Source organism: Lacinutrix sp. MedPE-SW (genome assembly GCF_001874145.1).
Lineage (GTDB): Bacteria > Bacteroidota > Bacteroidia > Flavobacteriales > Flavobacteriaceae > Lacinutrix.
In genome coordinates this window covers 39,806-64,071 of record NZ_MPCX01000008.1, presented here as the reverse complement: position 1 = coordinate 64,071, position 24,266 = coordinate 39,806, and the positions used below count along the sequence as shown (strand labels likewise).

At 30.3% G+C, this 24,266-nt stretch carries 24 protein-coding genes; 7 read left to right on the top strand and 17 right to left on the bottom strand.

From position 1 onward, the window contains the following. The first annotated feature begins 14 nt into the window (after nucleotides 1-14). On the top strand, nucleotides 15-611 hold the full coding sequence (locus BM549_RS08985) for an FMN-binding negative transcriptional regulator (RefSeq protein WP_290469969.1): 597 nt from the start codon (nucleotides 15-17) through the stop codon (nucleotides 609-611). Here the strand turns inward: BM549_RS08985 and gldC are convergent, their stop codons facing one another. Together gldC and gldB are read right to left on the bottom strand one after the other, a co-directional pair. Continuing rightward, nucleotides 612-947 carry a gliding motility protein GldC gene (gene gldC / locus BM549_RS08980; protein ID WP_290469968.1) on the bottom strand — a complete coding sequence of 112 codons (336 nt, stop codon included), beginning with the start codon at nucleotides 945-947 and terminating at the stop codon, nucleotides 612-614. Further along, nucleotides 947-1,909, bottom strand: coding sequence for a gliding motility lipoprotein GldB (gene gldB, locus BM549_RS08975; RefSeq protein WP_290469967.1), 963 nt, complete (start codon nucleotides 1,907-1,909; stop codon nucleotides 947-949). Before gldB ends, gldC begins: the two co-directional genes overlap by 1 nt. 92 nt (nucleotides 1,910-2,001) lie before the next feature. Here gldB and nadE point away from each other — a divergent pair, with 92 nt between their 5' ends. Together nadE and BM549_RS08965 are read left to right on the top strand one after the other, a co-directional pair. Beyond that, nucleotides 2,002-2,790: an NAD(+) synthase gene (gene nadE, locus BM549_RS08970; RefSeq protein WP_290469966.1), complete on the top strand. Its 789-nt coding sequence runs from the start codon at nucleotides 2,002-2,004 to the stop codon at nucleotides 2,788-2,790. A gap of 119 nt (nucleotides 2,791-2,909) precedes the next feature. Beyond that, a complete protein-coding gene (locus tag BM549_RS08965) occupies nucleotides 2,910-3,536 on the top strand; it encodes a response regulator transcription factor (RefSeq protein WP_290469965.1) in 627 nt (208 codons plus the stop codon). Here BM549_RS08965 and dnaG read toward each other — a convergent pair. Then, entirely contained in the window at nucleotides 3,531-5,489 is a 1,959-nt protein-coding gene (gene dnaG, locus BM549_RS08960) for a DNA primase (protein ID WP_290469964.1), read from the bottom strand. The genes BM549_RS08965 and dnaG overlap by 6 nt on opposite strands. Nucleotides 5,490-5,680: 191 nt before the next feature. Here dnaG and BM549_RS08955 point away from each other — a divergent pair, with 191 nt between their 5' ends. The 3 genes from BM549_RS08955 to BM549_RS08945 all read left to right on the top strand — a co-directional run bounded on the left by BM549_RS08955 (nucleotide 5,681) and on the right by BM549_RS08945 (nucleotide 9,702). Beyond that, nucleotides 5,681-7,729 carry an ATP-binding protein gene (locus BM549_RS08955; protein ID WP_290469963.1) on the top strand — a complete coding sequence of 683 codons (2,049 nt, stop codon included), beginning with the start codon at nucleotides 5,681-5,683 and terminating at the stop codon, nucleotides 7,727-7,729. A 737-nt stretch (nucleotides 7,730-8,466) separates the two neighbouring features. Continuing rightward, on the top strand, nucleotides 8,467-8,934 hold the full coding sequence (locus BM549_RS08950) for a hypothetical protein (RefSeq protein ID WP_290469962.1): 468 nt from the start codon (nucleotides 8,467-8,469) through the stop codon (nucleotides 8,932-8,934). A 168-nt stretch (nucleotides 8,935-9,102) separates the two neighbouring features. Further along, nucleotides 9,103-9,702: a hypothetical protein gene (locus BM549_RS08945; protein WP_290469961.1), complete on the top strand. Its 600-nt coding sequence runs from the start codon at nucleotides 9,103-9,105 to the stop codon at nucleotides 9,700-9,702. 153 nt (nucleotides 9,703-9,855) lie between these two features. Here the strand turns inward: BM549_RS08945 and BM549_RS08940 are convergent, their stop codons facing one another. The 4 genes from BM549_RS08940 to BM549_RS08925 all read right to left on the bottom strand — a co-directional run bounded on the left by BM549_RS08940 (nucleotide 9,856) and on the right by BM549_RS08925 (nucleotide 13,428). Beyond that, nucleotides 9,856-10,932: a hypothetical protein gene (locus tag BM549_RS08940; RefSeq protein ID WP_290469960.1), complete on the bottom strand. Its 1,077-nt coding sequence runs from the start codon at nucleotides 10,930-10,932 to the stop codon at nucleotides 9,856-9,858. Between the two features lie 39 nt (nucleotides 10,933-10,971). Further along, nucleotides 10,972-11,772 carry a hypothetical protein gene (locus BM549_RS08935; RefSeq protein WP_290469959.1) on the bottom strand — a complete coding sequence of 267 codons (801 nt, stop codon included), beginning with the start codon at nucleotides 11,770-11,772 and terminating at the stop codon, nucleotides 10,972-10,974. Further along, nucleotides 11,759-12,322, bottom strand: a complete 564-nt coding sequence (locus tag BM549_RS08930) for an RNA polymerase sigma factor (RefSeq protein ID WP_290469958.1) — start codon at nucleotides 12,320-12,322, stop codon at nucleotides 11,759-11,761. Before BM549_RS08930 ends, BM549_RS08935 begins: the two co-directional genes overlap by 14 nt. 128 nt (nucleotides 12,323-12,450) lie before the next feature. Continuing rightward, the gene (locus tag BM549_RS08925) at nucleotides 12,451-13,428 is read right to left on the bottom strand and encodes a polyprenyl synthetase family protein (protein ID WP_290469957.1); all 978 of its coding nucleotides are present in this window, start codon (nucleotides 13,426-13,428) and stop codon (nucleotides 12,451-12,453) included. Between the two features lie 186 nt (nucleotides 13,429-13,614). Between BM549_RS08925 and BM549_RS08920 the strand changes: the two genes are divergently transcribed. After that, nucleotides 13,615-14,556: a T9SS type A sorting domain-containing protein gene (locus BM549_RS08920; RefSeq protein ID WP_290469956.1), complete on the top strand. Its 942-nt coding sequence runs from the start codon at nucleotides 13,615-13,617 to the stop codon at nucleotides 14,554-14,556. Nucleotides 14,557-14,601: 45 nt separating this feature from the next. On the opposite strand, the gene rlmN is transcribed toward BM549_RS08920, so the two are convergent. From rlmN to BM549_RS08870, 10 genes are all read right to left on the bottom strand, one after another. Beyond that, nucleotides 14,602-15,642, bottom strand: coding sequence for a 23S rRNA (adenine(2503)-C(2))-methyltransferase RlmN (rlmN, locus tag BM549_RS08915; protein WP_290469955.1), 1,041 nt, complete (start codon nucleotides 15,640-15,642; stop codon nucleotides 14,602-14,604). 116 nt (nucleotides 15,643-15,758) lie between these two features. Beyond that, the gene (gene queA / locus BM549_RS08910; protein ID WP_041301670.1) at nucleotides 15,759-16,808 is read right to left on the bottom strand and encodes a tRNA preQ1(34) S-adenosylmethionine ribosyltransferase-isomerase QueA; all 1,050 of its coding nucleotides are present in this window, start codon (nucleotides 16,806-16,808) and stop codon (nucleotides 15,759-15,761) included. A gap of 124 nt (nucleotides 16,809-16,932) precedes the next feature. Continuing rightward, the gene (locus tag BM549_RS08905; RefSeq protein WP_290469954.1) at nucleotides 16,933-18,165 is read right to left on the bottom strand and encodes a 3-phosphoshikimate 1-carboxyvinyltransferase; all 1,233 of its coding nucleotides are present in this window, start codon (nucleotides 18,163-18,165) and stop codon (nucleotides 16,933-16,935) included. 44 nt (nucleotides 18,166-18,209) lie between these two features. Continuing rightward, complete coding sequence (locus BM549_RS08900) at nucleotides 18,210-18,536, bottom strand: nucleotide pyrophosphohydrolase (RefSeq protein WP_013869084.1); 327 nt, start codon at nucleotides 18,534-18,536, stop codon at nucleotides 18,210-18,212. A gap of 1 nt (nucleotide 18,537) precedes the next feature. Continuing rightward, nucleotides 18,538-18,990 carry a D-aminoacyl-tRNA deacylase gene (dtd, locus tag BM549_RS08895; protein ID WP_290469953.1) on the bottom strand — a complete coding sequence of 151 codons (453 nt, stop codon included), beginning with the start codon at nucleotides 18,988-18,990 and terminating at the stop codon, nucleotides 18,538-18,540. 26 nt (nucleotides 18,991-19,016) lie between these two features. Then, the gene (gene rsgA / locus BM549_RS08890) at nucleotides 19,017-19,967 is read right to left on the bottom strand and encodes a ribosome small subunit-dependent GTPase A (RefSeq protein WP_290470029.1); all 951 of its coding nucleotides are present in this window, start codon (nucleotides 19,965-19,967) and stop codon (nucleotides 19,017-19,019) included. An 81-nt stretch (nucleotides 19,968-20,048) separates the two neighbouring features. After that, nucleotides 20,049-21,131 carry a bifunctional 3-deoxy-7-phosphoheptulonate synthase/chorismate mutase type II gene (locus BM549_RS08885; protein ID WP_290469952.1) on the bottom strand — a complete coding sequence of 361 codons (1,083 nt, stop codon included), beginning with the start codon at nucleotides 21,129-21,131 and terminating at the stop codon, nucleotides 20,049-20,051. A gap of 59 nt (nucleotides 21,132-21,190) precedes the next feature. Continuing rightward, nucleotides 21,191-22,045 (bottom strand): prephenate dehydrogenase, encoded by an 855-nt coding sequence (locus BM549_RS08880; protein WP_290469951.1) that lies wholly within the window; start codon nucleotides 22,043-22,045, stop codon nucleotides 21,191-21,193. After that, a complete protein-coding gene (locus BM549_RS08875; protein ID WP_290469950.1) occupies nucleotides 22,042-23,181 on the bottom strand; it encodes an aminotransferase class I/II-fold pyridoxal phosphate-dependent enzyme in 1,140 nt (379 codons plus the stop codon). Before BM549_RS08875 ends, BM549_RS08880 begins: the two co-directional genes overlap by 4 nt. Next, complete coding sequence (locus BM549_RS08870; protein ID WP_290469949.1) at nucleotides 23,181-24,005, bottom strand: prephenate dehydratase; 825 nt, start codon at nucleotides 24,003-24,005, stop codon at nucleotides 23,181-23,183. The genes BM549_RS08875 and BM549_RS08870 overlap by 1 nt, the downstream gene beginning before the upstream one ends. Nucleotides 24,006-24,266: the final 261 nt, after the last annotated feature.

Sequence of the window (24,266 nt, the reverse complement as noted above, 5' to 3'; positions counted from 1 at the left end):
AACGAATAATGATAATGAATTATCCTCCAAAAAAACACCAAGATAATAATATAGATAATCTTGTAGAAGTTGTAAAAAACTATCCTTTAGCAACTGTAATTTCGGTTAATAATAACAAACCATATATAACACATTTACCTCTAATTTATAACAACAACGGAAAGCTTGTTGGGCATATAGATATTTACAACCCACAAAAAAATTTATTAAAAAATAACAACGACGTCACCATAATATTTTCTGGGCCAGAATGTTATATTTCACCAAGTATTTATACTACTACACAATTACCAACTTGGAATTACATAAAAGTTCATATTACAGGAAAAGTTAAAGCAATAGAAAGTAAGGCCGAATTAAAAAAATCTTTAATAGAAATGACTGCTTTTTTAGAGCAGCCAGACCATAAATATGTTTTAGAACCAGATAATCCTAGATTAGATAAAAATCTAGATTATATTGAAATGTTTGAAATTAACATAACCCATTGGGAAGGCAAATTTAAACTCTCGCAAGACAAAAAACCTAAAGATATTGCCAATGCAAGAGCCGAGCTTATTCGTGCTAATCAAGAAAGTATTAAGGCTTTTCTTGATCAAGTTTTTGCCTAATTATTTTTTATTTAATTCTAATTTTTCTGCAAAATAATCACAAAAATCTTTCATTGTAGCTGTCATTTTTTCATCTTGAGTTGCACGATTAAATGTATTACTCATTGCAACTAAGGTTTGGTGAAAAAACACTTTCATTTCATCTACAGGCATATCTTTTGTCCATAAATCTATACGTAAAGATTCTTGTGCAGCACTATCCCAAACAGACAACATCATTGCTTTAGCTTCAGCATTTGTAATGCCTCCATCTTGTGCGGTCCAATGTAATTTTTCTGGAACACGGTTTTCATCTAATTCTACGTTTAATTGTATTTGCGATTTTATATTTGCCATTATCTACGTGGTTTAAATTTTGCGTTATCAAATATTTCTTTGGTACTTTTAGTAAGCATTTGTTTAAAAGTTACATCGTTATTTTCCATATAAGCTCTAACAATTTGCCAACCTATGTACTGCCCTATTCTTCCTGGAGATTCGTTGTCTATCTCTTCTAAATAAAATTTAGAAAAAGGTGCTGGATTTATAAAGCGTGATGGTAATTTAGAATTGGTACTAAATAGTAATTCTTTATCTACAAAGTAGCGCCAAATATTTTCTTCGTTGGCTTTTGCCCAATTTATTTGTTCTTGCGAATAGCCTATTTTTTCGGCATCGGTTTTAAATGGTATTACTTTATCTTTAAAATATAATTGTTTACCAGCGTACACAAGCTCATCTAATAAGGTTTTACGTTGTTTTTGAAATATAAAAGCTTGAGCATAATTTTCAGCTAAATCTACTACCATTTGCTCTGCTTTTAAGTTTTTTCTTATATAATCTTGAATGCCTTGATAAAAGTAATGTGTATCACCTAAATAATTTGCTAAAGGTAAAACAACAACCGTATCTGTTACTACAACTTTATTTCTATAATCTACATTTGAAGCTACTGTAACAACTCTTGGTGTTTTAAATTCTGGAAAATAATATTTTAAATGTTTAAATAGCGAGGTAACTTCGTCTGTTTCAGTTTTAAAATTTTTAAAAGCTTTTTGTATTTCAGTTTGTATTTCTTGTTGTAGTGTATCTTGCATTTGGGCCACCCAAAAATCATCTTCGTATTTAGACGAAAACATAAACGGAAACGTTTGTTTTAGCTTTGGCAAATCTTGAGCTGAAGCATTTGCAAAAGCAAGATCAAAACGTTCAACAGAAATATCTAAAGGTATTTTTGCTATTTCAGATTCTACTTTATCATCATTTCTGCAGGAAAGCACTGTAAAAATTAGTAAAAGGACAAAAAAACATCTATTCATATTAATCTAAAGGCGTTTTATTTTTATTTAGAATACGTTTGGTTTATTTTTGTTTGCAAAGGTACTATTCTTTGACTTAAAACTCTTTAAAAATGCAAACAGAAAAAGTAGCAAAATATATAATCGATTGGTTAAAAGACTATGCAGTAAACGCAAAAGTTAATGGTTTTGTTGTAGGTATATCTGGCGGCATAGATTCTGCCGTTACTTCTACACTATGTGCAGAAACAGGTTTAGATGTACTTTGTATAGAGATGCCTATTCATCAAGCTGCTAGTCATGTTTCTAGAGCGCAAGAGCATATTAAGCAATTAAAAGAAAGGTATCCTAATGTAAAAGATACTAGAACAGATTTAACTCCTGTTTTTGAAGAGTTTAAAACCGAAGTCTCTCTAGATGGCGACCAAGCTACTGTAGATATGGCTTTAGCAAATACACGTGCACGTTTACGCATGACAACTTTATACTACCATGCTGGACTTTTAGGCTTATTAGTTGCTGGTACTGGAAATAAAGTTGAAGATTTTGGTGTTGGTTTCTACACTAAATATGGTGATGGTGGTGTAGACTTAAGTCCTATTGCAGATTTATTAAAAAGTGAAGTATATAAAATTGGTGAATTTTTAAACGTTCCAAAGTCTATTATGGTCGCTGCACCAAGTGATGGATTATTTGGAGATGCAAGAAGTGATGAAGATCAAATTGGAGCCTCTTATCCAGAATTAGAATGGGCAATGCAAAAAAGTGAGAATGGTATGACAGAAAAAGACTTCAACGGAAGAGAAAAAGAAGTCTTTAAAATTTACAAACGCTACAACAACTCCAACAAACACAAGATGATAGCCATTCCTGTTTGCGAAATTCCTAATAATTTAAAGTAATCGTTAGTAATATTTTAAAAATTACTACCTTTGCATTGCTATTTAATTTTTCAAAACTTAATTGGTAACTCGTTATAGGGAAGCGACTTATCAATTTAATAAAACAAACAAACAAAACGATGGTCAAGCTATTAGTAGTTGACCCATATCCTATTGTGAGTAAAGGTCTCGAACTTGTGTTTGAAACCACAAGAGATATCTCTTTTGTAGGCACACTTAGTGATGGCGAAGCTATTTTCGATTTTCTTAAACATAACAAAGTAGACGTCATACTATGTGAAATAGACTTGCCTAAACTTAACGGCATAACTGCTTTAAGAAAAATTAGAAAAGAACACCCAGAAGTAAAAGTTATAATGTTTAGTGCCCAACCCGAAGAGGTTTATGCTCTAAATGCTATAAAGCTTGGTGCTGCAGGATACCTTTCTAAAACAACAGATATTATTACCATAAAAGATGCTATTATAAAAGCCTATATGGGTAGTACTTATTTAAGCGAAGCCATGACGATTCGTTTAACACAAAGCAAAAAAAATAATTCTGGAACTACTTTTTTTAAAAAACTTTCTAACCGTGAAATTGAGGTTTTAAAACTATTAACCTCTGGTAAGCGTAATAAAGAGATTGCTCAAGAACTTGCTATTAATGAGAAAACGGTAAGTACTTATAGAGCGCGTTTAATGAAAAAACTTAATGTCACTAATATTGTAGATTTAGTAAATCAAGCAAAACAATTAGAATTATAACACGCGATTTAATTTTCTAGATAACAACATTTTTAAACCAGAATAATCTTTTACTTCTTCTAAAACCGAAACATTTACTTGGTTATTATTTGCTATAGTTTGCTGCTGAAACCCAATCACTTTTTGGTCTATTAAATGGCATCTTAAACTTAAAATGGTTTCACTAACTAGTTGCGACACACTATCTGTTTTCTGCTTCGGGAAAATATTATTACGCTCCCAATCTGAAAGTTCGTAACGTTCATCTTCCATTAAAATAGTTGTAATCTGGTTTCCAATTTCGGCATCCACATTATTTATTAAATGCTCTGATGATAAATCTGGATTTTGGTTTAAAGTTTCTATAATACGGTAGTATAAATCTTTAAACTGTGGGTTTGAAAACTCCATTTCATCTTCCTGCAAATCTAAAAATACCTTTTCAAAAACTTTAGATTGCTGTACTACGGGCTCTAAAACCAGCTCGCCTTCTTCGTTTTCTTTAAGCACCAAATCTTCAAAATCTTCGGTTCTATTACCATAAAGCAATAGTACTTCAATAATTTTACGCTCTAAAACATACTGTACATCAACTTTTTTAACTGGTTGCTGGTGTTTTATAACATCAAACGCTTTTGGTGCACTTGGCGCTTGTTTTGCAGCGTTTTGATTGTCTTTTTTATCTATTTGTGCCAAAGTACTAAAAAGCACTTCTTCGCTAATATCCATAATACGTGCACATTCTTGTATGTACACTTCCTTTTTAATACGGTCTGGAATTTTAGCAATACTATTCATTATATCTCTAATAGTATCGGCTTTTTTTATTGGATCGTTTTTAGAGTCTTCATATAAAACCGAAGCTTTAAACTGTATAAAATCTTTAGCATTTTCGTTTAAATAATGCTTTAACTCATCTAAAGTATTTGTTTTAGCAAAACTGTCTGGATCTTCACCTTCTGGAAAAGTACAAACCCTAACATTCATACCTTGCTCAAGTATTAAATCTATACCACGAAGCGAGGCACGCATACCTGCTGCATCACCATCAAAAAGTACCGTTATGTTTTTAGTTAAACGGTTTATAAGTCTAATTTGTTCGCTTGTTAAAGCCGTACCAGAAGACGATACAACGTTTGTAACTCCCGTTTGGTGTAGTTGTATAACATCTGTATAACCTTCTACTAAATAACAGTTATCTTCTTTTGCTATGCTTTGTTTAGCATGGTAAATACCGTAAAGCACTTTACTTTTATGGTAAATATCACTCTCTGGAGAGTTTAAATATTTTGCTGCTTTTTTATCGCTTGTTAAAATACGACCACCAAAACCCAAAACACGACCACTCATACTTTGTATAGGGAACATAACACGACCTTTAAACCTATCAAACTGTTTATCGCCTTTGTCTATGGTTAATCCTGTTTCTGCTAAAAATTCTAGCTTATAGCCTTTTTTAATGGCATGGTCTGTAAATGCGCTCCACTCGTCTGGCGAATACCCTAAATTAAAGGTTTTAATAGTTTCTTCTGTAAAACCACGTTCTTTAAAATAGCTTAAACCAATGGCTTTACCTTGGTTAGTTTTATGTAGGATATCTTGAAAATAATTATTTGCAAACTCACTTACCAAGTATAAACTTTCACGTTTGTTTTGCGCTTCTTTTTGCTCGTTAGATTGCTCTGTTTCTTCAATTTCTATATTGTATTTTTTAGCCAAATACTTTATAGCTTCTGGGTAGGTAAAATGCTCATGCTCCATTAAAAAAGCGACCACATTACCACCTTTACCACTAGAGAAATCTTTCCAGATTTGTTTAACTGGCGATACCATAAAACTTGGTGAACGCTCGTCGCTAAAAGGGCTTAAACCTTTAAAGCTACTACCAGATTTTTTTAATTGCACAAAATCGCCAATAACTTCTTCTAGTCTGGCGGTTTCGTATACTTGGTCTATGGTAGATTTAGATATCAATTATTAATAAGATTTTAGTGTAAAAATATGAGTTTGTAAAGGTACTATATTTACAAGCCTTTTAAAAACATCTATACTTACAAACTTGATTTTGTGAAATAAAAACACTTACTTCGTTAGGCGTTTGGTGTAAAATATACCAATGGTTAATATTAGAACGCATTACCCAACATAAAAAAAACGTAAACTAAATGCAATCAACAATAAAGAAACTTACTACGAATAGTAGACTAATAAAAGAGCATTTAACTAAGTATAGAGATACTTTTCAAGCGTTTCGTGAGTTAATTAACAATTCAATACAAGCAGATGCAAAAAACATTGAAATTAACATAGAATATGTTAATCAAGCCGATTTAAAGTCTCCAATAAAAACGATTCAAATAAAAGATGATGGTACAGGTGTTCCTTATAATGAATTTGATAACCGAATTTTAGAAATTGGTACAACTGTCAAACAAAAAGGACAAGGTATTGGTCGTTTTAGTTCTCTACAAATAGGACAGTTAATGCATATTGAAACAATAGGCTATAATCAATCAAAAAAAGAATTTAGCAAAACAAACTTTAGTATTGACACAATTGATTTACAAAATGCTCAACTTGAAAACACCGAATTTAAAGTAGATTTCGAGTATTTAAAAGGACAACAAAAAACATATTACAAAGTTAACATAGAACGACTTCATCACAACAAGCAAGAAAAAATTCATAAAAGAAATCAAATTTCAGAATCTTTTCTTAAGCCAAATATAAATCAAGCAATATTTGAGAATTATCCATACGAGATATTTCACAATACAGTTAATTTTATTGTAAATGGAAAGCGTTTAGAAAGGAATGATTTTGTTATAAATAAGCCTACATCAAAAGTTGTAGAATATATAGATAATAAAGGAATAGAATATAAGGTTAATTTCTATTTCTATAATATAAAATCAACTTTAAATAAAGTAAAAGTATTTTTTCAAACAGATAATGCTGGATTAAAAAGTGTATCACACCAATATACTTATTCTTCTGATTGGTACACTCCAGATTTAGGAACTTGGTTTATTTATATTGAATCTCCATTATTAAATACTGACCTTTTTAGAAATTTAGATATAGAAACATTAGGAGAAAAAGAAGTTAAAAAAATCAAGGATACGATAAAAGAAACTATAAATGACTTCTTTAAAGCAAGAAATAAACGATTTGATAAGTTTTTAAAAAGCCTTGAAAATGATAAGTATTATCCATATCAAAAAAATGAAAAACCTGCATCTACTTCACAAGAAGTACTTTTTAAAAAAGTTGCATATTTATTAGAAGACGAGCATAAATTAATTCAAAATGATGATAAAATTAGAAATTTTTTATATCCTCTTTTAGATAAGGCAATTAGCAATGGAAATATTGAATATATTTTTGATAAGGTATTAAAACTTTCTGATGAAAGTTTAGAAAAATTTCATCATTTACTTGAAAAAACCGATTTAGAAGATGTTGTTCAATTTGCAAGTATCGTAGCTGAAAAAACAGAATTTTTAGAATTCCTTCACGAATTAACTTATGGAGAAATCTCAAAACATATTAAAGAAAGAAGTCAACTTCACAAAATTGTTGAACATCAACTATGGCTATTTGGAGAAAATTACAACGGAACTCCTAAATTATGGTCAGATAAAAAAATAGGGAATATTTTAAAAGAACTTAGAGATGAATATTTTGATTATGAGCCAAGTATCGAAGACAAGAACATAATAGAACTTAATGAAGATGGTTTAAATGATATAACAGATTTATATTTTTTTAATGAAAAAATCACAGACTCAAATGCTAAAGAGATAATGGTTGTTGAATTAAAATCTCCAAAATGTTCTATTAGTAAAAAAGAACTTAATCAAATTGATGATTATGCATTTACAATTGAACAACATTCTGGTTTGCCAAATGATAAAGTTAAATACAAATTACTTTTAATATCTTCAAAACTGACAAAATACGCTAAATCAAAAGTAAATTCTGCTCGAAAGAAATATCCAGAAACACCTTTCTTATATGACAAGAAAACAGAAAAAAACATTGAGATTTATGTTATGGAATGGTCTGAATTAATTGAGCAAAACAATAGAAAGTTAGGCTATTTGTCTAATAAATTAAATATTAAAGATAAATCAGTAAAAGTAAAATTTGAGAAAGAATACTCTCAACTAATAGACGAAAAGATATCGGCTCAATTAAGATTAGTAAAATAACGTTGGGCAACACCGCATAAAATTAATTGCTAGTTCTAGCCTACTTACAAAAATCCAAACGGAATTTATTTTAAGCTTCTGATTGTTATTTTAATTTAAAAATACTTATTTAGCTTAATCTTTAATATAAACCTCACTAACATTTAATATTAAACAGATTGTAAACATTATGAAGCACCGGCTTTTTAAATTATTTTATATTTTTTCTATTGTAGTGTCTTTAATAATTTTGATTTTCCCATCAAATTATAAAACAGCTGTTTATACACCAAATGTACTAGGATATATTTGGCTTCTATTTTTTCCGGTTATTATAACTTCTTATATTTATTTGATGATTAAGGATAAAAAAAGCCGAATAAAAAATAGCATAATTATATTGCTGTTTATACTTACAACTATATCTATCTGGCTCTATAAAAGTTATGCTAATGGAAACTTTTAATTGTAAACTATAAAAAAAACTGCCTACAACACCGCATAAAATTAATTACTAGTAAAAGCCTACTCACAAAAATCCAAACGGAATTTATTTTAAGCTTCTGATTGTTATTTTAATTTAAAAATACTTATTTAGCTTAATGTTTAATTAAAACCTCACTAACATTTAATGTTAGAACGCATTGTACCACAATATGAAAAAAACTCTAATAATATTAATAATCGCTCTGACTTCTAATTTAGCTGAAGCACAATTTATTAAAGAAAAATCAATAAACGCTCAAATTGGATATGGAATGAGCGCACCAAATAATAGTGTTGATGAAGTTGTTGACGGTGGATTTTTTGCTCAAGGAGAATTAGTACTTAAGGTAAAATCTTGGGTTGAATTTAGACCTTATGCAGGTTTTATACTAACAAGCTCAAATGGAGAAGACCTCAATGGTAATCCCACTAATGAAAAAGCGGAATCGAAAGCTTTTTTACTTGGAGGAAAAGCAAGGCTTAGAGCACCAATTCCTTGGATAGCACCTTATGTAGAAATTGGAATTGGAACTTCAATTGGGAAATTTGAAACCTTTACAGCATTTGATAACATAGATAAAAGCGGAATCATTTACCATATACCGTTTTCGTTTGGTCTTGAATTAGGAAAAAATAATAATGTTGATTTAGGATTCACTTATTATATTCAAGAATCTGTCGAACAGTATGTTGGAGCAATTGCGGTTGGAATTACATTTCCGCTGAATAATAAAAAATAACGTGTTACAACACCGCATAAAATTAATTACTAGTTATAGTCTACTTACAAAAATCCAAACCAAATTTATTTTAAGTTTCTGTTAGTTATTTTAATTTAAAAATACTTATTTAGCTTAGTGTTTATTTAAAACCTCACTAACGTTTAATATTAGAACGGATTATAAATTATGGAAACCTACACCGTTTTTACTTTTAAAAAAAACAAGAAGGCATCAAAAGAAATCCTTAATACAATTAAAGATTGGTTAATTGATAAAAAAATAATTAATCCTATACCTGAAGAAAATTCAAAATTTAATATTTATTATGGTGATTTAGGTTTTAAAGAAGCAACAGATTATGATTGGTTTGGAGAAATTGAGTTTATTGACAAGCAATGCGAGCTCCAACATGTTTTGGGTTGGGATTTAGGTATTGATTTTATGCTTCCAGAAAAAATTGTTTGTCCTTCTTGTAAAACCAATTTGATTGAAGGTATTGACCCAGCAACTTTTTACGGAGAATCGAATAAAAAACAAGATGATGAAGCATTACTATTTCTAGAAGCAATTAAAAACGGAATTAAATCTTTTAACGCAGGAACAGAACCTTTAATTGCATGTTTTTTATGTAATAAAAAACATTTAATTTCTAACTACGACTATAATTTGGATATGGTATTTACAAATTGTGCAATTGTTTTCTGGAATTGGCCTGAACTTAAGCTTTCTTTCCAAGAGGCATTAAAGCAAAAGTTAGGTAGCCAAACTATTATGCTTAAAAACTAAACAGTGTATAATAACTTGTAATGCTTATTATGGCTTGAACCTAAGTATTTATTTGAAGAAAATGACAGCTAAAATACATAGGTTATAAATTTAAAAAAATCCGCTTTCTAAAAACGAAAACGGATTTTTACTTACTAATTCACTTAAAACTTTTTAATCTAAATCTACTCTTAATCCTAAAGAGATATTGTTTTGTTTTAAAGCATCGTTTTTAAAAGTTTCAGATAAATCGTACTTAGCATACAAACTTAAATCGCCAAAACCTATATACGCTCCAACACCGTAAATAAATGGGTTAACATCAAAGTTTCCGTTTTGTTTTACTTTTACATGATCACCATCTTCTTCGTATTTTATTTTTTGTCTTGAGCCAATATTTACACCTGCATAACCACCAATTCCTATTTTAAATTTATCCCAAGTATGAAATCTTACACGGTCTTTTTTCTCTACTTTAGTATATGGACCAAATTCAAAATAAATTGGCACTACAAGATTTGTTGTTCTAAATTTTATTTTTTTAGCATCTATACCAAAAGTATCTATTGTTGTATTGCTACCTTCTTGTGTAAAGTACTGGTTGTCTTTTAAATCGTATTTGTTAAACTGAAAAGAGAAACCGTATTTAAGTCGTGCAAAATTAGAGTTTTTTGCTAATCGTGTTTTCCAGTTCCAGCCTAGCTCTACAAAACCAGAACCTCCTAATTTGTATGGTGAATCGCTTAAAGACACACCATCGATAATTGCATTATTAAACCCAATGGCAAATACCATATCGTTAGATGTGCGAATATCGTATTTTACTGGAGTTGATTTTGTATCTGAAATTTTTAATCCTGCAAGATTAGCATCGTTATCGCCAAAAGTAATTGAAACTTTTCGTTTACCATCTGATCGTTTACTATAAGGAAATGGTAAATTATTTCGTTTATTAAACGCAATACGCTTTTCTAGAATATCGATACGGTTTTCTATATTTAATGCTCTTTTTTTAGCAGCTTCCTGTTTTAAATCTTCGCCTTGCTCGTAAGTAATATCTTTACTACTAACACGCTTGTTTATAGATTCTACTTCAATTTTAAGCGCTTCTTTTTCGTAAGCTCTAATGTTTTCTCTTAATGCTTCAATTTCTTCTGGCGTTGCCTCTACCTCATCGTTTTCTTGTGCTCCTGCTTGTGTTAAAAAGAGACTGATTATTAAAAAAACGGCATACTTAGTAATTGTGTTCATAATTGTTCGTTTTGTGTTTTGTGATTTTAATTGATGTTATTATTGATCTTGATTATTTGTCATGCGATCTGCCATGACGTCTTTTGCGGTATGTAAACCATCTTTTACTACTAGTAGAAGTTTATCTCTAAAAGAACGTTCTAAATCGTCTTCTACTTCGTTTAAAATGCTATTATGATCTAATGCAATTGTTGTATTTGTACTTGTTTTAGAAACCTTCTGTTGTGCTGCTTTTAAAAGCTGCTCTATCTCATCATCAAAAATTACTGGCTTTTCTGTTGATTGTGTTTGCGCAACAGCTTCTAAATTCTTTATTATATTCTTAGCTTTTATGCTTGAGTCTACAGTTGTTACACCTGCTGTTGCTTTGTTATTTTGCGATGTTGTTTTTACAAGCGTCGCATAAGTTTTATTAGTATTTAGGTTGTTTTTACCATTTACTTTTTGCTTAGTACTTACTTGATTTTGATTTTTAATATTTTGATTTTTAGTTTCAATTACTGCTTGGTTTTGCGTTGTAACTTCTGCTGTACTTGTATTAACTTTTATCGCTTTATCTATTGTATTATTTTTATTGATTTCATTTATATAATCTGTATCTATTTCTACAACATTTTGGTTTGGTATTGTTTGACTAGTGTTATTAAACATGATATTATAAACTAATAACATACCAATAAAACTTGCTGCTATTGCTAACCACCAAAATTTATTTTTAGATTTGGTTTGTGGTGTGTTCTCTAAATTTTTAGACAAGGTTTCCCAAGCATTAGCTGAAGGATTTATTGTTCTATTTTCGAGCTTTTCTTTTATGTTTTCTTCAAATTTAATTGGTGCCATAACTCGATGTATTAATTGTTTTTATTTGCTCTTGTAATAATTGTCTCGCTTTAAATAATTGCGATTTTGATGTGCCTTCACTTATATTTAACATGCTAGCAATTTCTTTATGTTTATAACCTTCTATTGCATACATAACAAAGACTATTTTATAACCTTCTGGTAAAGCATCTATAAGTTTTTGAATGTGTTCTACATCTAAATCTGTTTGACTAGAATCGTAAGTTGTATTATGAGATTCTATAGTATCTGAGCTAAATTCAATTTGCTTTTTTTGCCTTAAAAAAGATATAGATTCTCTTACCATAATACGTCTAATCCAACCTTCAAAACTACCTTGAGATTTAAAACTTTTTAAATTTGAAAACACTTTTAAAAAGCCATTTAACATGGCTTCTTCTGCATGTTGTAAATCTTTTATATAGTATCTACATACGCTTAGCATTTTTGGTGCATGTAACTCATACAACACACGTTGTGCTTCTCGATTATTATCGATTGCTTTTTTTATAAGCTTTGCTTCGTTTTTGTATAGTTGAATGACTTTCAAAAAACTAATAGTTTAGTGGTTCTATTTATAAAGACGCAAATAGCGTACAAATGGTTGCCTATTAATTAAAAAATATTGAAATAAGTTTATAAAGCTAACAATTACAATGCTTTATAGATTAAAAAAAATTATTTTTTTCTTTCTATAACGTAATTTACCATAAGTTCTAATGAAGCTCTGTATTCTGATTCTGGAAAGTTTTTTAAGATATCTAATGCTTCGTTTTGAAAAGCTTTCATTTTTTGTACGGCATAATCAAGACCGCCATTATCCTTAACAAAAGCTATAACTTGATCTACTCGTTTTTTATCTTTATTATGGTTTTTAATAGAGTTTATTAGCCAGCGTTTATCTTGTTTTGAGCTATTATTAAGTACGTGTATTAAAGGTAAAGTCATTTTTTGTTCTTTAATATCTATACCTACAGGTTTACCAATACTTTTTGTACCATAATCGAACAAATCATCTTTAATTTGAAACGCCATACCTATTAACTCACCAAACTTTCTCATAGTTTCAACCTCTGGAGTATTTGGTTTTACAGATGCTGCACCTAAACTACAACATGCTGCAATTAGTGTCGCTGTTTTTTGCCTAATAATTTCATAATAAACAGCTTCAGTAATATCAAGTTTTCGGGCTTTTTCTATTTGAAGTAGTTCGCCTTCACTCATTTCTCGAACAGCCACAGAAATTATTTTAAGTAAATCGAAATCTTCATTATCTATAGATAATAATAATCCTTTAGAAAGTAAATAATCACCTATAAGTACAGCGATTTTATTTTTCCAAAGTGCATTTATAGAAAAGAAACCACGACGTTTATTACTATCGTCTACAACATCGTCATGTACTAAAGTTGCCGTGTGAATAAGTTCTATAACAGATGCGCCACGATATGTACGCTCTTTAACCTCACCATTACTAACCATTTTTGCTACCAAGAACACAAACATTGGTCGCATTTGCTTTCCTTTTCTATTAACAATATAATGTGTGATACGGTTTAATAGCGCTACTTTAGAAGACATTGCTAGACGAAACTTTTTCTCGAAAAGGTCCATTTCGAATGCTATAGGCTGTTTTATTTGTTCTGTTATCTTCAAGTATATTAAATATGGTTTGCTAAATTAATAATAAAGTTAATGTTTAGCTATTAATCTTATTCATATTCACATTTTATAAACAGAATATTTCTTTTAAACGGTGATTAACAACCTTTAGTCTATTAGAGTTTGATTAACAATAAGAAATTTCTACTTTTAGTAGTCAACTATTTAAATCTTTTTAATATGAAAAAAATTACTTTTTTATTTTTATTAATGCTAACGATTACGGTTAGTAACGCTCAAGAAACAATTTCGTTTGAAGCGCCAACTTATTCTCTTGGAGATGTGTACGGTCAAAACGGTTGGGTCACTACTGGCGATGGTGCTGGTGGATTTATTGCTAACCAAGTTATTAGTGATGAGCAAGCATCAGACGGAACATACTCTCTTAAAATTGTACCTGAAGGTGCTTTTGGAGGTCAACAAAACCCAATTGTAGGTGCTTTTTATGATTATGCTACTCCGGTATCTTATGTTGATGCTGTATTCTCTGCAGATTTATATTTAGATACATTTGATTCTTCTACAACTTCAGATTTTATTTTTGGATTTGTAAATTTAACTGATGGTGCATTTGTTACTTATGTAAGGTTTACATACACTGGTGATATAAGTATTTTAGCAGATGATGGTACTGGTACAAGTACTATAATTCTGGACGACACTTTAGTAGATTGGACACCATTAACTTGGTTTAATTTACGTGTAGAATTTACTACTGGTGGAGGTATTGAAGTATTTATTGATGACACTTCAATATATACAGGATTGGTTGCTACACCAAACACAGATATTGAGCAATTTAGATTTTCTCATGATAACTATGGTGGTTTTGCACACATGGATAATTTTAGAACTAATGATGAAGCACTATCGGTTGATGAATTTGCATTAAATTCTTTTTCTCATTTTTACGATAATGATACTAAAGAATTAAAATTAAATTCTCCACAAAACGACTTAAACAACTTAGAGATTTATGATATTTTAGGAAAGCTTGTTGTAAATAATAAAATTAGTGGAAACGAAAACACTACAGAATTATCGACATTAAATGATGGTGTATACTTAGCTAAAGTCATTACCAAAAAAGGCACTAAAACTTTTAAATTTATAAAAAGTTAAAAATTACCGATTATAGAAAAAGCGACCAATTGGTCGCTTTTTTTTTTATGATTTATTTGCTAATTGCCCGCAAGCGGCATCGATATCTTTACCGCGACTGCGTCTAACATTAACTACAATATTATTACTTTCTAAAGCTTGTATGTAGTTATCTATTGCGCTACTTGAGGCTTGTTGAAATTGGCCATCGTCTATTGGGTTATATTCTATAATGTTTATTTTACATGGCACATACTTACAGAATTTTACTAAGGCATTAATATCTTCTCTTCTATCGTTTATACCATCCCAAACAACATATTCGTAAGTAATTTTACGTTGTGTTTTCTCGTACCAATATTCTAAAGCTTCTTTTAAATCTTCAAGTGGAAACGTTGCATTAAAAGGCATAATCTCTGTTCTTACCTCATCTATTGCAGAATGTAATGATACCGCAAGATTAAACTTAACAGCATCATCTGCCATTTTTTTAATCATTTTTGGTACACCAGATGTAGAAACCACTATACGCTTTGGAGACATACCCAAACCTTCTGGAGAAGTGATTTTATCTATCGCTTTCATAACATTATTATAATTCATGAGTGGTTCTCCCATACCCATGAATACAATGTTACTTAATGGCCTGTTAAAATATAACTTACTCTCTTTATCTATAGCAACAACTTGGTCGTAAATTTCATCTGGATTAAGATTACGCATACGTTTTAAACGTGATGTTGCACAAAACTTACAATCTAAACTACACCCAACTTGACTAGATACACATGCTGTGGTTCTAGTTTCGGTTGGAATTAATACCGACTCTACAATTAAACCATCGTGTAATTTTACAGCATTTTTTACTGTACCATCACTACTACGTTGCATGGTATCTACACTTATGTGGTTTATTACAAAGTTATCCTGAAGCATTTGGCGCGTTTCTTTAGAGATATTTGTCATATCTTCAAAAGTATGAGCGCCTTTTCCCCAAAGCCACTCGTACACTTGATTGCCTCTAAAGGCTTTATCTCCTTCTTTTACAAAAAATTCGCGCAGTTGCTCTTTTGATAATGCTCTTATGTCCTTTTTTTTATCTGCCATTATGTTACAAAAGTAGTGAAAGCATTGAGTATTTTCACTTTAAGTAATTATAAATAATATAAAAGGCCTTATCAAGATGTTCTTAATAAGGCCTAGGTTTGTTTAGTTTGGAAATGTTATATAATTAACATTGCATCTCCATAACTATAAAATTTGTATTTTTCTTTTACAGCCTCTTCGTATGCTCTTTTAATAAAATCATGACCTGCAAATGCAGAAGCCATCATTAACAACGTAGATTTTGGTGTATGAAAGTTAGTAATCATACAGTTTGCTATACTAAAATCGTATGGAGGGAAAATAAATTTATTTGTCCATCCATCAATTTCATTTAATGTATTGCTAGAAGATACTGCACTTTCTACTGCACGCATTGCTGTAGTTCCTACTGCACAAATACGCTTTTTATCTTTTAAAGCTCTATTAATACGCTCTACGGTTTTAGGTCCAATTGTTACCTCTTCACTATCCATTTTGTGCTTAGATAAATCTTCTACCTCAACTGGATTAAATGTACCTAAACCAACATGTAAGGTTACCTCTGCGAAATCAATACCTTTAATTTCTAAACGCTTTAATAAATGTTTAGAAAAGTGCATACCTGCTGTTGGTGCTGCTACTGCTCCTTCATTTTTAGCGAAAATTGTTTGGTAACGGTCTTCGTCTTCTGGCTCTACATCTCTTTTAATGTATTTTGGTAAAGGTGTTTCACCTAATTCTTTAAGTTTATTTCTAAACTCTTTATAAGAACCATCATATAAAAAACGTAATGTTCTACCTCTAGAGGTTGTATTATCTATAACTTCTGCTACTAAAGACTCATCGTCTCCAAAGTATAATTTATTTCCTATTCTAATTTTTCTTGCTGGATCTACTAATACATCCCAAAGACGTTGCTCTTCGTTTAATTCACGTAATAAAAACACTTCGATTCTAGCTCCTGTTTTTTCTTTGTTTCCAAATAAACGTGCAGGAAAAACCTTAGTATTGTTTAAGATCATTACATCTTCTTCATCAAAATAATCAATAAGATCTTTAAACTGCTTGTGTTCTATTGTTTGTTCTTTTCTGTTAAGTACCATTAAACGAGACTCGTCTCTGTTTTCTGATGGGTATTCAGCTAAAAGCTCTTCAGGTAAATCGAAGTTGAAGTGTGATAATTTCATTTTTACGTCAATCATATTTATTTTTTAGAATGTTGCAAATATACAATCTCAACATAGGCGTTGTCAAGTAAATAGCCAATTATTATTTAGTATTGACAATAATCTTTTAACCTTTTGATTGTTTTTATGCTTTATTTTGAAAACCTAAGCTTTTTAAGTCTTCCCAAAACGTAGGATAAGATTTAGAAACTACCATATAGTCTTCTATTTCTATTGGTACTTTTAATGCCAAAGGTGCAAATGCCATTGCCATTCTATGGTCGTTATATGTACTAATAGAAATGTCGCTGTTTATGTGTGTTGATACTTCAAGATGTAAGCTATTATTTGTAATATTTACTGTACCTCCAAGTTTTTCTATTTCTGTTTTTAATGCTTGTAACCTATCTGTTTCTTTAATTTTTAATGTGTGTAATCCTGTTAAATCACATTTTAAACCTAATGCAAAAGCTGAAACTGCAATGGTTTGAGCTATATCTGGTGCATTTGCTAAATCGAAATTTATTATGGTATTTTTTGATATAACTTTGGTTTTTTCTAAAATTATAGTTGTGTTTTTAAATGTTGTTGTCACTCCAAAACTTTCATATAATTTTGCTAATACCGAATCGCCTTGTAGACTATTTTCTTTATACGAAGCCAACTCTATTATTGTACCAAAGTTAGATAATGCTACTATACTATAAAAATAGGATGCTGATGACCAGTCTGACTCTACAGTTAAACTCTTTTTAACTGTTTGTGTTTCGTTTTTTGGTTTAACTGTTATTTTATTATTTTCAAACTGTGTTTCAATGCCTATTTGGTTTAATAAGCTTAAAGTCATGTTTATATAAGGCACCGAAGTTATTTTTCCGTTTAAGGTTAACTCTATACCATTTTCTAATTTTGAAGCTATTAACAGTAATGCCGAAATATATTGACTACTAACGTCTGCACTTAAAGCAACCTGATGCTTTGTTAGTTTTTTTCCTTTTATTAAAATGGGTGGATAGCCTTCGTTTTCTTGGTATGTTATTTTAGCTCCTAATTGATTTAAGGCATCAACTAAAATTTTAATTGGCCTTTCTTTCATACGTTTAGAACCGGTTAAAATGGTTTCTCTATCTTGTTTTAAAGCAAAGAAAGCGGTTAGAAATCGCATTGCAGTTCCTGCATGATGAATATCGACAACCTTATTTTTTGAAGCTAATGCTTTGGTCATTAATTGCGAGTCGTCACTATTTGAAATATTTTTAATTTCAATGTTAGGATATAATGCCTGTAAAAGTAATAAACGATTAGTCTCACTTTTAGATCCAGTGACTTGGATAGCTGTTTGCTTTTTTATGCTTGATTTTTCAAGTTGTAAATTCATGGAGTGTAGTAATGGATTTCTTCCGTATTAAAATAACAAAATTGCTACTTAAGTTTTTTGTTATTATGGTGCCTATCGTGGTCTCGTTTTGTTTTTATATCTAGTTTTTTATCGAAAGCTTCCTGCAAGTTTATTCCGGTTTGGTTTGCTAAACACAACACTACAAACATAACATCTGCTAATTCTTCGCCTAAATCTTTATTTTTATCGCTTTCTTTTTCACTTTGCTCTCCATAACGTCTGGCAATTATTCTTGCTACTTCTCCAACTTCTTCTGTTAATTGAGCCATGTTTGTAAGCTCATTAAAATAGCGAACGCCATGATTTTTAATCCAATTATCTACTTCTATTTGTGCGTTTTTAATATCCATTTTATTCTCTATTTTTAGAATCTATAATTATTGTAACAGGACCATCATTTAGTAATTCTACTTTCATATCTGCTCCAAACTCGCCTGTTTGAACAGGTTTGTTTAATATGGTTTCTAAAGTTTTATTAAATGCTTGGTATAAAGGTATCGCTACTTCTGGCTTGGCTGCTTTTATATAACTTGGCCTGTTGCCTTTTTTTGTACTAGCAAAAAGAGTAAACTGACTAACAACAATTACTTCGCCATTACTGTTTAGTAGTGATTTATTCATCACTCCATTTTCATCATTAAAAATACGAAGATTTGCTATTTTATTTGTTAGCCAATTAATATCATCCTGAGTATCTTCTGGTATAATACCTAATAAGATTAAAAGGCCGTTTTTAATATTGGCAACTTTATTACCACTAATAGTAACACTGGCTTGTGAAACTCTTTGTATAACAATTTTCATAATGTAGTTTTATAAAAAAGAATATTTTATTCCTGGTTCCAGATATCTGTTCTATAATGCTGCTCATCACCTTCTATTATTTGAAGATAACTTGTATAACGTGAAGCTGCTATTTCATCTCTTTCTAATGCATCTTTTACAGCGCATTTAGGCTCTTCGATATGTAAACAGTTATTAAATTTGCAATCTTGTTTTAAGGCAAAAAATTCTGGAAAATAATCTCCAATTTCTTCTTTTTCCATATCTACAACACCAAAGCCTTTAATGCCTGGTGTATCTATTATTTTAGCATCAAAACTTAAGTCAAACATTTCTGCAAATGTTGTGGTATGCTGGCCTTGCATGTGTTGTGAAGAAATTGCTTTTGTTTTTAGATCTAAGCTTGGTTCTATTGCATTTACCAAAGTTGATTTACCAACACCTGAATGTCCTGTAAACATACTAACCTTACCTTGCATTAAAGCTTTTACTTTATCTATATTTTCACCTGTTTTTGCAGATATCTCAACACTTTCGTAACCTATTTGCTTATAAATATGTGCTAAGTATTTTACATCTAAAATAGTATCTTCATTATAAGTATCTATTTTATTAAACAGTAAAATGGTTTTAATATCATAAGCTTCTGCTGTAACTAAAAAACGATCTATAAAACTGGTAAATGTTGGCGGATTATTAATGGTTACTAATAAAAACACCTGATCGATATTAGAGGCTATTATATGTGTTTGTTTAGAAAGATTAACAGATTTTCTAACAATATAATTTTCGCGATCGTGAATGTTTTTAATTACTCCTGTTTCCTGATCACTTTTGGTATCTAAATCAAAATCCACATAATCTCCAACCGCTATTGGGTTGGTACTTTTTATACCTTTTAATCTAAATTTACCCTTTATACGGCATTCGTATGTATCACCGTTTTGGGTTTTTACGGTATACCAACTTCCTGTAGATTTATAAACTAGTCCTGTCATGTAATACAAAGATGCCATTATTAATTAAATTTTGAAAGTATTAACTAATAATGGCTCAATTAATAAGCTAATATTAATGTTTTATCCTTTAATAATTTTTTCTTGGTGATTTATAGACTCTTGGTGAACGGCTTTAAAAACTTTTAAAATAAATTCTTCACTAAGGTTCTTTTCATCTCCTTGAAGTATCATTTTACCTAAAATCTCATTCCAACGTTTACTTTGTAAAACGGCAACATTTTTTTGTTTTTTAAGCTTACCAATGTTATCTGCTACTTCCATTCGTTTCCCTAACAAATCTATAAGTTGATTATCTACAACATCTATTTGGGCTCTTAAATTTGCTAGCTCATGGTTATATTCTGCTTCTGGATCACTTTCTTTTCTTATTTTTAAATCCACCATCATTTGTATTAGTGTTTCTGGCGTTACTTGTTGTGCAGCATCACTCCAAGCATTGTCTGGATCGTAATGTGTTTCAATCATTAATCCATCGAAATTTAAATCTAGTGCGGTTTGAGACACATCAAAAACCATATCTCTTTTTCCTGTAATGTGAGATGGATCGTTAATTAATGGTAAATCTGGAAATCTATTTTGAAATTCGATTGCTAGTTGCCATTCTGGGATGTTTCTATATTTTGTTTTTTCATATGTTGAAAAACCTCTATGTATTGCTCCTAAGTTTTTAATTCCTGCAGTGTATAATCGCTCTATTCCGCCTAACCATAGAGCTAAATCTGGATTAACTGGATTTTTTACTAAAACAATTTTATCTGTTCCTGCTAAAGCATCTGCCAATTCCTGCATTATAAATGGGCTTACTGTAGATCGCGCACCAATCCATAATAAATCTACATCGTTTTCTAAAGCTAGTTTTACATGCGTTGCATTAGCAACTTCTGTACAGGTTTTCATACCTGTTTCTTCTTTTACTTTTTTAAGCCATTTTAAACCTAGAGCTCCAACACCTTCAAAATTTCCTGGACGTGTTCTTGGTTTCCAAATTCCAGCTCTATAGTAGCTTACATCTGTATCTTTAAGCTCATGAGCTATTTTTAAAACTTGCTCTTCTGTCTCTGCACTACATGGTCCAGCAATTACTAACGGATGATCTAACTGCATGTCATTCAACCAATTTCTCATTTCTTTTTTATTTTCCATAATTCTTTAATTGTCTTGTTTTTATTCTTTTACCAGGTCTTATTAAATAGCTTTTGTTTTTACTGTATTCCGTTTAATATTTGTTTAATATAATTGGTGTCTTGCATTTCGTTATAAACACCATCGTAATTATCCTCTTCTATTAGTTTTTTAAATTGCGAAAGGTTTGCGATATAGTCGTTTAATGTTTCTATTACATTACTTTTATTATGTTTAAATATTGGTGTCCACATGGCTGGACTACTTTTTGCCAACCGTACTGTGCTTTCAAAACCAGAGCCAGCCATATCAAATATATCTCTTTCATTTTTTTCTTTTTCAATTACTGTTTTGCCCAACATAAAAGCACTAATGTGTGATAGATGTGACATGTATGCTATGTGTTTATCGTGAGATTCTGGATTCATATAACGCATGCGCATTCCAATATCTGTAAATAAATTAAGTGCTTTTTCTTGGAGTTTAAATGCTGTTTTTTCTACTTCACATACAATATTTGTTTTGTGTTGAAATAGGTTTTTTATTGCTGCTTTTGGTCCAGAAAATTCTGTTCCTGCAATAGGATGCATGGCTAAAAAATTTCTTCTTTTACTATGGTTTTTAACAGCATCACATATTGTTAATTTGGTAGAACCTACATCTATTACTAGTCCAAAATCTGAAACTTTATCTAATACTTCTGGTAAAATGGCAATAGTTGCATCTACAGGAATTGCTACAATTACTAAGTCTGCTTTATCTAAATCTGTAAGTGTTGCTTTTTTATCTATTATATTTAGTTCTAAAGCTAAATTTAAATTTTCAATATTGCTATCAATTCCAAAAATTGTAGCATTAGGTCTCGCTTCTTTAATATCTAAAGCAAAGCTACCTCCTATTAAACCAACACCTATTATGTATATATTATTTATCATACTCTTGCTATTGCTTCTTCTAAATCCTCATTGCTTGCACATAAGGAAAAACGTACATATCCTTCGCCGGCAGAACCAAAAACTGTTCCTGGTGCGATAAAAATAAAATACTGATTTAATAATTTGTCTGTAAACTCTTCTGCTTTAATTCCTGGAGGTAATTTAGCCCAAACAAACAGTCCTATACTTTCCTTTTTAAATGTACAATTTAATTTTGCTGCTAATTTCCATACTAAGTCTCGTCTTTGCCTGTATACATTATTTAAACTTTGATACCACAACTCTGAACAATTTAAAGCTTCTATTGCACCTTTTTGAATACCATAAAACATACCAGAATCCATATTACTTTTCACTTTTAATACTGCATTTATAAATGTTTGCTTACCAACTAGCATACCTACTCGCCAACCAGCCATATTAAAGGTTTTACTTAAAGAGTTTAACTCTAAACAGACATCTTTTGCTCCTGCTACGCTTAATATACTTAACGGTTTATCATTTAAAATAAAGCTATATGGATTATCGTTAACTAATAGAATACTATGTTTTTTTGCAAAGGCTACTAATTTTGTAAACTGCGCTTCGTTGCCTTTTGCTCCCGTTGGCATATGGGGATAATTTATCCACATAATTTTAACTTGAGAAAGGTTTGTAGTTTCTAAAAGTTCTAAATCTGGAAACCAGTTATTGTCATCTTTTAAATCGTAAAAAACAGGTTCTGCTTCTAATAATTTAGTTACAGAAGCATACGTTGGGTAGCCTGGGTTTGGAATTAAAACTTTATCTCCTGGATTTAAAAACGCCATAGAAATATGCATAATACCTTCTTTACTTCCCATTAACGGTAAAACCTCTGTATTTGCATCTAAAAAAATATTAAAATGCTCATGGTAAAAACCTGTAATAGCACTTCTTAATTCTGGCAAACCTTGATAGCTTTGGTATTTATGTGCATTAGCATTTTTTAAACTATTAACTATAGCTGCTACTACCTGAGTTGGTGGTTGCAAATCTGGACTACCAATACCTAAATTAATTATTGGCTTACCTGTATCTTTAAGAAGTCTTACTTCTTTTAGTTTTTTTGAAAAGTAGTACTCTTCAACAGTTTGTAATCTTTTAGCTAATTCCATTACACTTTAGCGTTTTTGTATTCTCCTAATATTTTAAAATGTGTGGCCATTATTTCTATTATTGCTTTCGCTTTTTCAAAATCTTTATAGTCTTGAAATGTCACATCTACAAAAAATGAATAAAGCCATGGCGTTTCAACAATAGGTAACGACTGGATTTTTGTTAAACTTAATTTACAATCACTCATTACATTTAATAAAGCTGCCAAGCTTCCTCTTTTATGGTCTAATTGAAATTTAATTGAAGCTTTATTTATATTTTTTAAATTACGCTCTGCTTTTAATTTTACTATTACAAAACGTGTTTCATTATGTTTTATACTCTGGATGCTTTTGGCTATAATATCTAGTTTAAAAATTTTAGCTGCCAATGTACTTGCTATTGCTGCTGTTTCTTTTAAATTATTTTTTGCTATTCGCTTTGCTACATCTGCAGTATCTTTATCTTCTATTAGTTTTATATGTGGATGATTTTTAAAAAAAGTTTTACACTGCAATAATGCCATTGGGTGCGAGTAAACCTCTTTTATATCATTAATGGTTTGACCAGGCAATGCCATTAATTGATGTTGAATATCTAAATAATGCTCTCCAACTATTTGCAAGTTGTGATTGTCTATTAAAGCATAATTTGGAATTATAGAACCTGCTATTGAATTTTCGAGCGCCATAATTGCGGTATCGGTTTTACCACTTAATAAGGCGTTTACTGTTTCATCAAAAGACAAACACTCTTCTACAACAGTTGCTTCACCAAAATAGTCTTGTGATACTATATGATGAAAAGACCCTTGTATTCCTTGTATTGCTATTGCTTTATTCAACTTGCCGTGTTTTAATTTAATTCCAAAAAAAAAGTCCCGATATAAAATCGAGACTTAAGTTTAAATATATGTTTTTAATCAAAAATTACACATACAGCGTCTCGTTCTTTTTGCTAAAAAAGAAGTAAAACCAGCTATAATATGTATTTTGTATTGTTCTCATCTATAATTTTCGCGTGAGCGATAATTTATTTATAGTGCTAAAGTAAATAATTATTTCACAAATCAAAATACTAATTGGTGAATTTTAGTGTTTTACTG